Genomic DNA, 14,189 nt, shown 5'->3' on the forward strand with positions numbered 1-14,189 from the left:
CAGCCGGGCATGCGGCTCGACCTCGTCCAGGTGGCCAGGATCTGGTCGTCCAACATCTGCTCGACTGGGGGGCATCGCGGTTCGTTGTCTGAGCTCGGCTCAGGCGGTAGCCGTCTCGGTTGGAGATGTGTGCGGCAACGGCGTCCCGGCGATCTGGAGGTGTACGCCGTCGGGCGAGCCTGCGGTGTAGGTCGGCTTCAGGGTGAACCTGATCGAAGAGACGGGCTCCCGCCCGCGAAGGCGGACGCTGCCGTTGGAGTCACTGGGCCCGAGGCTCCCGTCGGGGTTGGGGACAGGGGCCGCATACTCGCCTTTGACCTTGTTGCCGTCGACCTCGAAATGATCGTCGCCGCTGAGCCGGTCGACCCGCGTACCTGCGGGAAGGTCCAGAAACTCCAGCTCGGAGGCGAGCGATCCCAGATGGAACACGGGATCCTTCACCGGGGGACGGAAGCTGACTTCGAGCGCACTGCCTTCAAAAAGACCGACCATTTCGATCATGTCCGAGGCGGGCAGCGGCGGGGTGAAGTACGCCAACCCAAATTCCGTCCAGTCCTCGTGCAGATAAGCGGCACCCAGGGGCCCGGTGAGCGTCACCGAAGTGCGGCGGTCCAGGGTTCCAATCGCCTCGGTCCGCTCATCGTTGCGGGACGTCCAGTCGACGAACATAGGCTGTTCTACCGTCCCGCCGATCTGGAGGTGTACGCCGTCGGGCGAGCCTGCGGTGTAGGTCGGCTTCAGGGTGAACCTGATCGAAGAGACCGGCTCCCGCCCGCGAAGGCGGACGCTGCCGTTGGAGTCACTGGGCCCAAGACTCCCGTCGGGGTTGGGGACAGGATCCGCAAACGCGCCCCTGACCTTGTTGCCGTCGACCTCGAAATGATCGTCGCCGCTGAGCCGGTCGACCCGCGTACCTGCCGGAAGGTCCAGAAACTCCAGCTCGGAGGCGAGCGATCCCAGATGGAACACGGGATCCTTCACCGGGCTACCGAAGCTGACTTCGAGCGCACTGCCTTCAAAAAGACCGACCATTTCGATCATGTCCGAGGCGGGCAGCGGCGGGGTGAAGTACGCCAACCCAAATTCCGTCCAGTCCTCGTGCAGATAAGCGGCACCCAGGGGCCCGGCGAGCGTCACCGAAGCACCGCCCAGGGTCCCAATCGCCTCGGTCCGCTCATCGTTGCGGGACGTCCAGTCGACGAACACAGGCCGAAGTGTTGCCATTTGCCTTGACCGCCTTACACCGGGGACCGGATCGGCCACCTCCATGGCGGCTGAATGAGGGATTCCGCCCCCAGGTTGCACCCACCGTGGCGCAGACCCGACATGACGAGACAGAGCGCGAATCGGGGGCGCTCGAAGCATCGGTAGCCCGCTCCCAAGAAACGTGAAGGACGGCCGTGACCAGTGGTGCTGGCGGGGCGTTCGCTCAGGGCAATCTCTATTGGCCTTCGGTGCGAGCGCGCAGACGGGCGAGGATTCCATTGCTTCGGGCAGCGTCTTCCGCCGCTGGTCGCTCCGCCTGGACTTCGCGGTGGACTCTCTCACACGTCGGGCACCGCCCGCCTTCCGCTGGCTGGCAGCCGGACTCGCCCACCGTGTCCGGGGTGACGTCCGTACCGCAGGACGGGCACTCCCACGACTCCTGCCAGCGCTCCCAACTCGTCCCGGACCGCCTGATCCTCGAGGACGCGGGCGGCTTCGCGCTCCTGGCGGCGCTTCTCGTCGCGCGCCAGGTAGTCCTCGCGAGTGTTCGTGTTGGTGAGGGCGACGGTGAAGGTCTGCCATTCGGAACGGCCGAAGCGCCACCAGATGGCACCGTGCGGGCCCTTGGCTTTCAGCTGGCCGAGATGGGTGGCGATGACCGGGACGGTGCCGTCGAAGCTCCCCCAGCCCTCGCGCTCCTCCCCCTCGGCGGCGACGTGCCAGCCGTGGTCGCTCTCCCACCGGCCCTCCCAGCACGGCCGGGACGCATCGCGGATCGCCTTCATCCGGTTCAATCGCGCCTCCGCGCCGACGTCCTTGGCGAACACCAAGGCAACGGGCGGGAAGCCGCCGCGGCCGGAGTCCTCCCACAGCGTCGACCACATCGCCACGTCACGGCCCCGGTGGTCTTTCATCTGGCGCCGGAAGAACTTCTGGTATCGCTCGATCTTGCGGGCGACAACGGCGGCCGGTTCGGTGTGGTTGTCGACCTCCACGAACAGCACCGGCACCCCGTCCTCGGGCGCGGTCAGCACCGCATCTGCCCGCAGGCTGCCCTTGCTCGGCGTAGCGAACGTGCCGGTGACGGGGAGGGCGACCTCGGTCTCCCAGCCCCGCAGGTGTCCCAGACCCGGTGGCCGCACTGGCACCTCTCGCGCCTGTGCCGGGAGGCTTGGGACGCCGGTGTCGTGCCGCGGCGGGCGACGGGCCTGGTCGCCAGCGGCGGGGACTGGCGGAACGCGCCGATCGTGTCCGTCACCGCAAGTGCGTGCGCGGCACCGGCCTTCGCCGCATCCCGGGCGGTGCCGCCCATCTCCCGCACGGGCCGGCCCAGTTCAGCCGCCGCCGCAGCCAGGCCCGCGGTGGTCAAGTTCCACAGCTGCTGCGCGACCGGCTGTCCGGCCTTGCCTGGACGGGACGTCTTGCCGACGGACTCCACCAGCCCGGCATGCCGCAGGTCCTTGCACGTGTTGCGCACCGTCTGCGCATCCGCCGTACCCGGCAGCACCAGCTGCCGCAGCTGCTCGGCCGTCGCAACCTTCACCACCCCGAGCGCGAGCAGCACCAGCGCGCGCACCCGCCCCGTCGACTTGTACGGCCACTGCCGTGCCTCACCCAACTCCGCTCCATCCTTCGTACCCGTCGCCCGCCAGACCAGGCGGAACCCCCGGGGCCGGGGCGGGCACCCGAGCCCCCCACCGCGACCCCGCACGACCACTCCACCACCCCTCACTGACACAAGAGAGGCGGGAGTAAGGGGTGTCGAGGCACTCACCAGACCCGAAACCGACCCCCGAACTGCGCAAACACAGGTCCTCCGGCCGAAGTTCACTGTAGGCCAGAGCGTAGGGGCGACTGTAGGGCGGGCTGTAGGGCAGAACGTACGGAGCAGGGCCCGCTTGCCCAACTCACCAGCAAACCGCGGCGTATCGCCGGTGAGCTGTCGTCATCAGCCAGGCGCCAGGGCGGACAGCTCGGTGACAATGGTGAACGACGTGCGCACCATCGGGACCCCCATGGCCGGAGGCATCACCGCGTGCGTGGTCTGGCCGTGCGCCATCCCGTTACGGATCTGCCGACCGTAGTCGAGGTACTCCGCCTGCCGGGCCGTCAGGATGCCCGCGTGGGCACCTGCTCGATGAGCCTCTGCCGAGGCTTCTTGCCCGCGCCCGGGATGCGGTCGCGCAACACGATCTCCACCGCGATCAGAGAGTGCATGACCGCCACGGTGGAGAACTCGTAGCAGTAGTACGACTGGCGCAGCAGCTCACGGGCCGTGCACAGGACCGTCGCCGCGGCCTCGGGTACACCGGTGCACGACCAGGTCCTCAACAACGCGCTCGTGCATGTCGGCGTAGCTGTCGACGAAGAGGTGGGCTCGCTCATCCGGGACCGGGAACGGCAGCCGCTGCGTGGTCATCGCCGCAGTCTCGCAGCTGCGTTCCCAGGGCGGCAGCGGCTTTTCCCCGGCCGTCGCGCAGCGTGCCGGGACGGAGATTTCTCCCTGCCGGAATGGGCGGTATGCCGCACGTAGCGAACCCGGTCCAGGGACAACGCGGCTCGCGCCAAGGATGTCCGATCACCGTCGATGCCCGCCTCTGTCCACAGGCCCGCGCCCCGAGGATCGCTTCCGAGGCCGCCACGATTCAGCAAGGCGCCCGTACTTGAGGGGCCGTCATGCCCGAGACCACCATCGCTTCGCCGCTCGCCCCGATGACCCCCAAAGCGGTGATGAGCGCCTTCAACTACCTCCGCGCGGTGGAAGCCGACGACACCGAAGCCGCCGCAGAGTTCGTGACCGTCGAACCGCGGATGCCCGCGCTGCTCCTGGACGTCGCTGAACGGATCGTCGTCCCGGTCACCGCGCTGCCCGGCCCCGAGGCGGGTGAGCCGTGCGAGGACACCTTCGCCCTGGAGGCGCTCGGACGCGTCTTCCTGGGCGCCCCGCGCACCTGGGAGCAGGCCGGGCCGGACGCGGCGGAAGGCATCGCCCGCACCGTCCTCAGCTTCACCACGGAGATCCTTACCGAGGACCACGAGGACGTCGTCGACATCCTGCACCAGCTGAATGCCGTCACCTTGGGCCAGGCGATGGAGGCGCACCCCGCACCGGCCGGTGCCATACCACACACCCCCTTGCCCGCGACCTGATCGGCGAGTGCGGCGAGTGCGGTCAAGGGAAAACGCGCCGGTAACGGCCGGGTAGCGAACCCGGTCTAGGAACAACGCGCGCCCGGCCCAACCTGGTCAAGGGTCGGCCAGGCCGGTGCGCATCCGGTGCGGCGCGGTGCGCACCGGCACGATGCGTGCATCGAGTGCGGGCATCGCGTGCGCACGAGAGTGCCGTGCATCGGGTGCGGTGCACTGGATCGAGCGCACCGGGTGCAGGGCTTCGGCGTAGTCTCAGGACGTCCGGTTCGTAATGATCTGTCAGATGAGCGGTCAGCCCGGAAGTGACGGGCGCGGGCTCCCGAGATCATGAAGTTCTCGACGCCCATGATCCGAGTGTGCACCGTGCCTGGCGACGTATCACCTCCGATTCCACCCGCTCTTGACCAGCTCCGCGATCAGCCCGAGGCCGCCCCCTGGGAGGTGCCGGGCCTGCTGGAACGGCTGGCCGAGGTGCCCGATCCACGTGATCCGCGCGGAGTGCGGCACGCCCTGGCCGTCGTGCTCGCCCTGACTGGGTGCGCGGTACTGGCCGGGGCGAGGTCGCTGCTTGCGGTCGGCGAGTGGATTGCCGACGCCCCGCCCCAGGTGCTCCAGGTTGTTGGCGCGCGTCCCGATCCGCTGTTACCGAAGCGGCTGCTGCCCGCGGAATCGACGGTTCGCCGGCTCCTGGCCCGGATTGATGGCGACGCCCTGGACCAGGCCATGGGCCGCTGGCTCGCCGACCGACCGCCCCCACGCCGCAGGCGGACTGCGCGGTCTGGCCGTCACCTGATCACGGAAGACATCACACGACTACACCGAAGCCCTGGGGCGGCGGATGTTTGCTTTTTCGATTCTTCCGGGCTGTAACGCCCCTGCGTCTGGGCATGATTACGGTGATTGTCACGCTTCAGATGTCGACGTTGACGGATACGGGGGCCTTGGTGTACCGGCATGTGCTCACGCGGGCGATGCAAGTCTTGTCCTGCGTTCTTTCGGTGCTTGTGGGCCTGTCGATGAACTATGCGACAAACGTCGAGAACCCGCCATCCGCCCTCGCCTTCCTGCAGCGGTGGTCGATTTCTGCCCTGATAGTCACGGGCGGGGTGTTCATTGGTCTGACCTGGTGGCTGAGCAAGTTCGACCAACCCATCACGACCAGGGGGCTGTCCTGGTCCGAGCCGATCTCCCCATACCCCGGGCTTGAGCCCTTCGACGAGCGCTACACCAGCGTGTTCTTCGGCCGCGACCAGGAGATCGTCGCCCTCAGCCGTAGGATCAACCCTCCGTCCCGGACGCAGAGTTCTCAGACCTTGGTGGTCACCGGGCCCTCGGGGGCGGGCAAGTCATCTGTGATACGGGCCGGGCTGCTGCCGCAGCTCGCTCTGAGGGCCCAGTGGATCACCGTCGGTCCGTTCACGCCTGACACCAACCCCTTCGCCGGGCTGGCGCAGGCGTTGAGCACGGCGCTGCAACTCACCACCTCGGCATCCCTGGAGAGCGAGCTGCGCCACACGGGGGCCCCCGCCCTGTGCCGTCATCTGGATGCGCTGCGCAGCCGGCACCGCGGCGGCCCCCGCCCGGTGCTCATCGCCATCGACCAAGCCGAGGAGCTGCTGACCCTCGTCAGCGACGAGGAGCGGGACGCGCTGCTCGGCCTGCTCGACGCGGCGCTGGCCGCCGACCCCCGGCTGAAGGTGCTGTTCACCTTCCGCTCCGAGTTCCTCACCCGCCTGGGCACCCTGTCCCATGCCCACCTGTTCCGCGACACGTTCATTCTCGGGCCGGTGCCCCGCAGATCGCTGTTCAAGGTGGTCGCAGAGCCGGCTGCCCGGTCGGGCATCAGCTTCGAACCCGGGTTGGTGGATCTCATCGTCAGCGAGGCGAGCGGTGGTGACGCGCTCCCGCTGATGGCCTACACCTTGCACGCGCTGGTGCCCGAGCCAGGTCGACGGCAGCAGATCTCCCTGCAGGAGTACGAGGCGATCGGCGGGGTGGCCGGGGCGCTGACCGAGCGGGCCGACCTCATCCTGTCCGACCTCACCGAGGCCTCCCCCGACGTCCCGGTGCTGCCCACCCTGCTGAAGTTCGTGACGATCACCGATGGCCAGCCCTCCCAGCGCCCGGTCCGCAGAGACACGCTGGCGCCGAGCCAGCAGGCGGTAGCCGAGGTGTTCCTCGCCGAGCGGCTGTTGGTGAGCGACGGAGACGGCAGTGAGCCGATACTGCGGGTAGCACACGAGGCGCTGTTTCGGCAGTGGCAGCCGCTCAGACAGGCCATCGAGGCGGCAGCCCAGGACCTGGCGCTGGCGTCCGACGTGGAGCGCTGGGCGGCCGAGTGGGACGCGGCCGGAAGACACGACTCCTACCTGCTGCGCGACGAGCGGTTGCGGCGGGCGCTGGGCTGGATGTCGCGGCAGCCCGATGCCGCTGCCGCCCGGCCGGTCGTCGCGGAGTTTCTGGAGTCCTCCCGACGGGCCGACGAGGCAGCGATGCGCTGGCTGTCGCAGACCGTCGCCCAGCGCGCTCTGGTGACGGTCGAGGACGATCCCGAATCCGGTCTCCTGCTGGCCCTTGCCGCGCTGGAGGACTGTGCGGACACCCACCTGGCCCGGCTGGCACTGGTCACCGCACTTGCCTCAACCCGTATGTGTGTCCCGCTGACCGGACACACCGCCCTCGTCCAACGGGTGGTGTGGTCCACGGACGGGCAGCACCTGGCCACCGCCTGCTACGACGGCACCGTTCGGATCTGGCGGGCCACCGACGGCGCGGTGGAGCAGGTCATCGACGCCGGTTCGGGCTACGTCCACGGCGTCGCCTGGTCCCCGGACGGCCGTCGGCTGGTGACCGCAGGGCACGACGGCACCGCCCGGATATGGTCGGCTCGGGACGGGTCTTCTGCCGCCGTACTGACCGGCCATGACGCGGAGATACGCGGAGTGGCCTGGTCACCGGACGGGACGGTGGTCGCAACCGCCTCCCAGGACGGCACCGTCCGCCTCTGGGATCCGGCAACTGCGCAGCAGACCGCCGTCCTGACCGGTCATGACGGCTTCGTCCACGGAGTGGCCTTCGCGCCGGACGGCTCCCGACTGGCGACCAGCGGCCGGGACCGCGTGGTGCGGATCTGGGACGTGGCCGACCACACCCTGCTGGGCGTGCTGGAAGGCCACCAGGAACTGGTGCGCACGGTCGCATGGTCGCCCGGTGGGCAGCTGCTGGCCAGCGCCGGGTACGACCACACGATCCGAGTGTGGGACGTCGCCGCCGGCAGGGCGACGCTCGCCATCCCGGCGGCGAAGGACCTGGTGCAGTCCGTCACGTGGGCTCCGGATGGCACGCGGCTCGCGTCGGCGGCCAGCGACTGCACCGCACGGGTGTGGGACGCGGCCACGGGGTTTGAACTGGTGGCCCTGCACGGCCACCACAGCGTGGTGCGCGACGTCGCCTGGTCGCCCGATGGCGCCCGGATCGCCACCGTCGCCAATGACGGCTCCGGCCGGATCTGGGACCTGATGCGGCCGGACGACGTGGTCGTGCTGCGCGGCCACGAGGCACTGGTCGAGGCGGCCGCGTGGTCACCGGACGGCCGTCGGCTCAGCACCGCCTCGTTCGACTGCACGGCCCGGGTGTGGGACGCACAGCGCGGAACCTGGCTGCACACCTTGGAGGGGCACCAGGACCCGGTCCGGGACGTGGCCTGGTCCCCGGATGCCCGATTCATCGCCACGGCCTCCAACGACCGCACGATGCGCATCTGGTCCGCCGCGACGGGCCAGGCACTGCACACGCTGCAGGCGCACCCCGACCGGATCGAGGGGGTCGCCTGGTCACCAGACGGCACCCGCGTCGCCACCAGCTCCCACGACCGCACGGTACGGGTCTGGGACGCCACTACCTGGGCCCTTGTGCACACGTTCACCGGCCACGAGGACCTCATCCGCGATGTGTGCTGGTCACCAGACTCCACCCGCCTCGCCTCGGCCGGCGTCGACCGCACCGTACGGATCTGGGACGCGGACACCGGAGCCCAGCTGCACTGCCTGACCGGCTTCACCGACTTCGCCCAGGCGGTGGCCTGGTCCCCCGACGGCGACCGCGTCGCCTGCGTCTCGTATGACAAGACCCTTCGGATTTATGCCGCGGCGGACGGCGGCCAGATACGCGCGATGACCGGCCACGAGGACACCATCCGGGATGTCTGCTGGTCTCCGGACGGCCGCTTGGCCGCCACCGCCTCCGCGGACGGCACCGCGCGGATCTGGGACGTCGACCAGGGCGCGGAACTGCTGATCCTCGGTGTGCACTCCGGCGGCGTCGAGAGCGTTGCCTGGTCACCGGACGGAGCACGGCTGGCCACTGCCGCCCGGGACCAGACCGTCCGCGTCTGGTCGGTCGCCACGGATCTGCAGACCCTGATCGACAGGGCGCACAGCCGGACCAGCCGCGCACTCAGCGCCGAGGAGCGGCGACGCCACGGCCTGCGATAGCGCCTGGCGCGCCCCTAGATGCAATACCGGTGACTTTGGGGTTTTCGGGTCGTTGGGTGTGGTGTGCCAAGGCCAGGACAGGTGAAGTCGTCGGATGACCGGTTCTCGGATCGGATCGCGATTGGGGTGCTGACCCGTGCGTTTCCGCCGGAGTTGGTGGATGAGGTGGTCGCGGGATGCGGCCGGGTCGAGCAGCGTCAACGGCTGCTGCCGGCCCGGGTGGTGGTCTATTTCGTGCTGGCGATGTGCCTGTTCTCCGGGCAGGGCTATGAGGAGGTCGCTCGACTCCTGACGCACGGACTGGAGCGGATGGGTCGGTGGAAGGGGACCTGGCGGGTGCCGACCACCGCGGCGATCGGCCGAGCCCGTCTGCGACTGGGCCCGGAGCCGCTGAAAGCACTGTTTGCCCGGGTGTGCCGACCGGTGGCGACCGAGGAAACGAGCGGGGCCTGGTATCGGGGGTGGCGGCTGGTCGCGGTGGACGGCACCACCTTCGACGTGCCGGACACCGAGGCCAATGCCGTCTTCTTCGGCCGCCCGGGAGTCTGCCGCGGGCAGGAGAAGAGTGCCTATCCGCAGGTGAGGGTGGCCGCGCTGGCCGAGTGTGGCACGCACGCTGTCTTCGCGGCCGAGGCCGGACCGCTGGCTGTCCATGAAACCGAGCTGGCCCAGCGCCTGTTCAGCTCACTCACGCCGGGCATGCTGCTGCTTGCCGACCGGGGTTTTCGCGGCTTTGACCTGTGGCGGGCCGCCGCCGCAACCGGCGCCGACCTGCTGTGGCGGGTCAAGAACGACGCCGTACTCCCTGTCCGGGCCCTGCTGGGGGATGGCTCCTATCTCTCGGAGATCGTCGCGGCCCGGGACAAGAACCGTCGCGCGGACCCAGCCCGGGTTCGGGTGATCGAGTACACCCTCGGCAGCGACACGGTGTACCGGCTGATCACCACTGTCCTGGATCCGCGGGCCGCGTCGGCCGCGTCGCTGGCCGCGCTGTACGCCCAGCGATGGGAGATCGAGAGCACGCTGGATGAGATCAAGACCCATCTCGGAGGCCCCCGCCTCGTCCTGCGCTCCCAGCATCCCCGCGGGGCCGAGCAGGAGATCTTCGCCTTCCTGCTGGTGCACCACGCCCTGCGGGACCTGATGCACCAGGCCGCACGGCAAGCGGACCACGATCCCGACCGGGTCTCCTTCACTCGCACGCTGCGCGTCGTCCGCCGCCACGTCACCGACCAGGCGGCGTTTTCCCCCCTCCCGGCTGGCCCGGGCACTGGTCACGGCCCTGCATGAGATCCGCGAACGGCTCTTGTCACCCCGTCGGTTGCGCTCCAGCCCGCGCGTCATCAAACGCAAGATGTCCAACTGGAAGCTCAAACGCGCCGAGCACCACACTCCGCCCAGGCCGGACACTCCCCGCGTGATCCTGATCGGGCCGACCAAGACCAGGCCAACCCGCCAGAAAACAACCTAAATCACCGGTATTGGGACTAGATGATCAATTCCATGGGATGCCTGCGGAGGGTGTGGGGTGGGCGGCGGCCGAAGCCACCGCGAGACGGTCAGGCGGCTCTACCTTCTTGATCGGGTTGATCGAGCCATTCGTAGGGTTGGGTCACCCAGGGGTGCTGGGTGTGGCTATCAGGCGGCTGCCGTCTCGTGGCTGAGCACGCTTCGCCGCCCAGCACCCCACGACGACTCGGCCGCCGATTAGGAAATGCGAACATGTCGCTGAGTAGAGCAATGCCGGCGAGGTCGTCCGTGGTACGAACGGAACGAACGAGCACGCCAGGAGCATGATGAGCCGGATATGGGCGGGGATCGACAGCGGCAAGGGTCACCATCACGGGCTCGCGCTGGACGCAGACGGCAAGACACTGCTGACGCGGCGGGTCGCCAACGATGAGCCCGAGCTGCTGAAGCTGATCGGCGATGTCCTGGACCTGGCCGACGGCCGTGAGGTCACCTGGGCCATCGACATGACCGGCGGCGAGCCTGCGCTGCTGCTGGCCCTGCTGGTCAATCACGGCCAGGAGGTCCTGTACATTCCCGGCCGCCTGGTCAACCGGGCCTCGGACGGCTACCGCGGCGAGGGCAAGACCGACGCCCGCGACGCCTACGTGATCGCAGACCAGGCCCGGATGCGCCGCGACCTGCGGCCCATCCGCCCCGGCGACGAAGCGGCCATCGAGCTGAAGCTGCTGACCGGACGTCGGTCCGACCTGGTCGAGGACCGCACCCGGTCGGTCAACCGCCTGCGTTCCACTCTGATGAGCATGTTCCCGGCCCTGGAACGGGCCCTGGACGTCACCAACACCGGCCCACTCCGCCTGCTGACGGGTTACCAGACCCCGGCCGCGATCCGCCGCACCGGCGTCGCGCGGCTGACGAAGTGGCTGGCCAACCGCAAGGTCCGCAACGCCAGAGCCCTGGCCGAGGTTGCGGTCGAGGCCGCCGAGCGGCAGCACACCGCCGTCCCCGGGGAGAAGACCACCGCCCGGCTGGTCCACACCCTGGCCGGGGAGGTGATGGCCCTCAACGAGCAGATCGCCGAGATGGACAAGCTCATCGAGGGCCGGTTTCGCGAGCACGAACTCGCCGACATCGTCCTGAGCGTCCCGGGCATCGGCGCGACGCTCGGAGCCGAGTTCCTCGCCGCGGTCGGCGGCAGCCTGGACGACTTCGACTCCCCTGATGCCCTGGCGGCTTTCGTCGGCGTCGCCCCCGCACCGCGCGACTCGGGCAAGGTCAGCGGCAATCTCCACCGGCCGGTCACCTACCACCGAAGGCTCCAGCGCGTCTTCTACACCTCGGCGCTGGTCAGCGTCCGCTACGACCCGAATTCGCGAAAGTTCTACGACCGCAAACGCGCCGAGGGGAAGAAGCACGTCCAGGCCGTTCTCGCCCTTGCCCGTCGACGCGTCAACGTCATCTGGGCCCTGATCCGTGACCGACGGCGCTACGAAGTCACGCCTCCAGTGATCGCAACCACTTGACAACAGCATTAGGAAGCGGGCTGCCGGCCCTGGTTGTCGAGGTGGCAACGGGCGGTCAGGCGTCAGGGTCGACTTCGGGGTGCGTGAACCGCACGGGCTTGCCCAGCGACCGGGCGTAGGCGATTTCGGCTCGGGTGCTGTCTCCGATGTAGTCGCCGACTACGAGCACCTCATCAGCGAGCCGGATCTTCGCCCGGTGCAGATCGTCGAGTCGAACCTTCAGCGCCTCGGCCTCGACAGGATCGGACCAAAGTTCGTGCGGCGACTTCATGTCACAGCCCGGTTTGACGACAATCTTTCCGGCTCTGGTCTCCCGCAGATCGGCGTCGTTCATCTCGGTCATGAAGCGGGTCGAGCCGCAGATCACGACGATACGCGGGAGGCTCAACAGCTTCTTCGCGTCGGCAAGCTTCTCCGCGGGGGTGAGCAGATGCGGCGAGGCGCGTGACCCACTGGGCGGCGGTGGCGAACGCGACCCGGTGGCCGGCCTGGCAAGCTCTGATCCCCAGCCCGGTGGCCAGGTGAGTCTTGCCGGTCCCGGGCGGCCCCAGGAAGATCACGTTCTCCTTCCCCACGACGAAATCGAGCGTCCCGAGGTGAGCGATGACCTCGCGCTTGACCGACCGCTGGTGGTCGAAGTCGAAGTCCTCGAGCGACTTGCGGGAAGGGAAACGAGCCGCGCGGACGCGGCCTTCGGCGCCGTGGGAGTCACGGGCGGCGACCTCCCGCTGCAGGCAGGCGGCCAGATACTCCTCGTGGCTCCACTCTTCCGAACGGGCCCGGTCGGCAAGCCGGGCGGCCGCATCGCGCAAAGCCGGGGCCTTCAACGCCTTGGTGAGATAGATGAGTTCGGATGTGACATCGCGGTTGCTGCCTGCCTGCTTCGTGTTGTTCGAGCTCATCACGCTGCCCCTTCACCGGTGGTCAGTCCGCCGTCGATGACGCCGAAGATGCGGTCATAGGAGTCGAGCGACCGCTCTTCGACCTCGGTGAGGTCCGCGGGGATCTGCTTCGCGGCGGCCTTCCTGCGGCCGGCCGCGGCAGCGGCGCCATGGTCGGGATCGGTGATCGTCTGGTGTCTGGCCCAGCTGCGGGCATGGCGGGCGACCTCGACTCCGTCGCAGGTCACCAGGACCTGGTCCAGGTCGGCGGCCACCTCGATGCGGCGGCCGATGGCGAGTGGGTGAACGGAGTAGTCGCAGGTGTCCAGGCGGACGTAGTGGTCCCGCGGTAGCCGCAGCGATGCCTTCCACCAGCCCGGCGGGGCGATGGGCGGCAGCGACAGCATCCGGGACCGATCCGCCTCGAGCCGATCGGACGGCCTCGCCTGCAAAGTGCGATGGACGCGCCGGTTGGCCTTGGTGAGCCAGTCGGCCGGCTGGACGTTGGAGTCCGCCGCCGAGGTGAACACCCGACCCGGTAAGAACGACGTCTCCAGATAGCCGTTCGCCCGCTCGACCAGGCCCTTCGCCTCCGGATCCCGCGGCTTGCAGAGCACGAACTTGACGCCCAGCAGCCCGGCGAACGCTGCGAATTCGTCGGTGAGTCGTGGTCCGCCGGAGCGCCAGGAGCCGACGGCTCCCTCGTTGTCCCAGACCAGCACTCTCGGGACGGCGCCGAGGTCGGTCAGCAGCCGCCAGTGACCATCAGGTCGGCCGTCGACCTCGACGGCAGCATCCGGGCAGTGATCCACCGCGAATAGCGGCCACCATCACCAACACCGGCGGATGCCCGACCTGCCCAAAGCCGAGCGGGATCTCGGCCGGCGGAAACCACAGATCGCACTGAGCCAGCTCGCCGGGTTCATAGACCGTCCGTGACGCCGGATCGACAGGCCGATAGGCGGGCCGCAGTTCACGAACCCGGTCCTTGAGCACGGTCAAGCCCCGGTCCCAGCCGAGACGCTCGGCGATCACTGTCGCCGGCATCTCCGGCCACTGCTCGAGCAGTTCGCGGATCTGCGGCTCGACGACATCGACGATCGAGCCCTTTGAGGCCCGCTGGTACTTCGGCGGGGCATCGTCCGCGATCGCGCTGCGAACAGTGTTCCTCGAGATCCCCAGCTTCCTCGCGATGGCTCTCACCGGCATCTCCTCGGCCCGGTGCAGTCGGCGGATCTCCGCCCAGTCCTCCACGCTGATCACCACTCCTCCCGGTCTGACTCAACGAGCCAGACCCCTGGAGGGGGTCAACTTTCAAGCGTCGCTACTGGTCCACTTTTCAGCCGTCGCCGACACTGATCGAGGCCACGGCCTGGATCGGCGCGGAATGGAATGAGCACACCGAGACGCGCACCGCGCTTCGCAATGGCACTTTCCCACCCGAAGTTGCAGGTCACGGGGCTGGT

At 68.9% G+C, this 14,189-nt stretch carries 11 protein-coding genes and 1 pseudogene; 5 read left to right on the top strand and 7 right to left on the bottom strand.

Features of this window, described 5'->3' with window-relative positions:
• Positions 1-99: 99 nt before the first annotated feature.
• The 4 genes from FBY35_RS00820 to FBY35_RS36770 all read right to left on the bottom strand — a co-directional run bounded on the left by FBY35_RS00820 (position 100) and on the right by FBY35_RS36770 (position 3,591).
• Positions 100-1,206, bottom strand: a complete 1,107-nt coding sequence (locus FBY35_RS00820; protein WP_142211931.1) for a hypothetical protein — start codon at positions 1,204-1,206, stop codon at positions 100-102.
• A 338-nt stretch (positions 1,207-1,544) separates the two neighbouring features.
• Positions 1,545-2,348, bottom strand: a complete 804-nt coding sequence (locus FBY35_RS00825; RefSeq protein ID WP_260848653.1) for a replication-relaxation family protein — start codon at positions 2,346-2,348, stop codon at positions 1,545-1,547.
• A complete protein-coding gene (locus FBY35_RS36765; RefSeq protein ID WP_260848451.1) occupies positions 2,234-2,824 on the bottom strand; it encodes a replication-relaxation family protein in 591 nt (196 codons plus the stop codon). Before FBY35_RS36765 ends, FBY35_RS00825 begins: the two co-directional genes overlap by 115 nt.
• Positions 2,825-3,315: 491 nt before the next feature.
• Positions 3,316-3,591: a hypothetical protein gene (locus FBY35_RS36770; RefSeq protein ID WP_260848452.1), complete on the bottom strand. Its 276-nt coding sequence runs from the start codon at positions 3,589-3,591 to the stop codon at positions 3,316-3,318.
• 291 nt (positions 3,592-3,882) lie between these two features.
• Here FBY35_RS36770 and FBY35_RS00840 point away from each other — a divergent pair, with 291 nt between their 5' ends.
• From FBY35_RS00840 to FBY35_RS00860, 5 genes are all read left to right on the top strand, one after another.
• Positions 3,883-4,356 (top strand): hypothetical protein, encoded by a 474-nt coding sequence (locus FBY35_RS00840; protein ID WP_142211934.1) that lies wholly within the window; start codon positions 3,883-3,885, stop codon positions 4,354-4,356.
• A 327-nt stretch (positions 4,357-4,683) separates the two neighbouring features.
• Entirely contained in the window at positions 4,684-5,226 is a 543-nt protein-coding gene (locus FBY35_RS00845; RefSeq protein ID WP_260848453.1) for a transposase family protein, read from the top strand.
• Between the two features lie 146 nt (positions 5,227-5,372).
• The gene (locus tag FBY35_RS00850; RefSeq protein ID WP_160159190.1) at positions 5,373-8,849 is read left to right on the top strand and encodes an eIF2A-related protein; all 3,477 of its coding nucleotides are present in this window, start codon (positions 5,373-5,375) and stop codon (positions 8,847-8,849) included.
• Between the two features lie 63 nt (positions 8,850-8,912).
• Positions 8,913-10,139, top strand: coding sequence for an IS4 family transposase (locus FBY35_RS00855; protein WP_142211936.1), 1,227 nt, complete (start codon positions 8,913-8,915; stop codon positions 10,137-10,139).
• 506 nt (positions 10,140-10,645) lie between these two features.
• Positions 10,646-11,842, top strand: coding sequence for an IS110 family transposase (locus tag FBY35_RS00860; protein WP_142214829.1), 1,197 nt, complete (start codon positions 10,646-10,648; stop codon positions 11,840-11,842).
• Positions 11,843-11,897: 55 nt separating this feature from the next.
• Here the strand turns inward: FBY35_RS00860 and FBY35_RS00865 are convergent, their stop codons facing one another.
• The 3 genes and pseudogenes from FBY35_RS00865 to istA form a co-directional block, all read right to left on the bottom strand.
• Positions 11,898-12,233 (bottom strand): hypothetical protein, encoded by a 336-nt coding sequence (locus tag FBY35_RS00865; protein ID WP_313904668.1) that lies wholly within the window; start codon positions 12,231-12,233, stop codon positions 11,898-11,900.
• Complete coding sequence (locus FBY35_RS00870; RefSeq protein WP_313904636.1) at positions 12,115-12,744, bottom strand: ATP-binding protein; 630 nt, start codon at positions 12,742-12,744, stop codon at positions 12,115-12,117. Before FBY35_RS00870 ends, FBY35_RS00865 begins: the two co-directional genes overlap by 119 nt.
• Positions 12,744-13,986 (bottom strand): annotated as a pseudogene (gene istA / locus FBY35_RS00875) (IS21 family transposase). Before istA ends, FBY35_RS00870 begins: the two are co-directional and overlap by 1 nt.
• Positions 13,987-14,189: the final 203 nt, after the last annotated feature.

Source organism: Streptomyces sp. SLBN-118 (assembly GCF_006715635.1).
In the GTDB taxonomy this organism is placed as follows: domain Bacteria; phylum Actinomycetota; class Actinomycetes; order Streptomycetales; family Streptomycetaceae; genus Streptomyces.